Raw genomic sequence first — 269 nt, forward strand, 5'->3', positions numbered from 1 at the left:
CGATGGGGATACCAGCACCCAGCACGTCACCATCACCATTACCGGTGCTAATGACAGCGCCAGCGTGACCGTTGCTAATGATGTTCTAGCTAATGCACCAGACTCCACCGTCTATGAAGCGGGCCTACCTGCTGGCAGCAATGCTGCTAGCAATACTGAAACCGCTACCGGTAGCTTTACCGTGTCTGCCAGCGATGGGATTAAAGAGCTCGTGGTGGGTGGTACTACCTTGAGCTTGGCTGATTTAAAAACATTAAGCACACTCTCCC

The 269-nt window shown here is 52.8% G+C and carries 1 protein-coding gene; it reads left to right on the forward strand.

Features of this window, described 5'->3' with window-relative positions; all coding sequences use genetic code 11:
- Positions 1–269 (forward strand): VCBS domain-containing protein (locus tag ICN45_RS10555; protein WP_216175726.1); only part of this gene is annotated, 269 nt, incomplete at both ends.

Origin of the sequence: Polynucleobacter alcilacus, from assembly GCF_018881545.1 — a bacterium.
GTDB classification, from domain to species: Bacteria; Pseudomonadota; Gammaproteobacteria; order Burkholderiales; family Burkholderiaceae; genus Polynucleobacter; species Polynucleobacter alcilacus.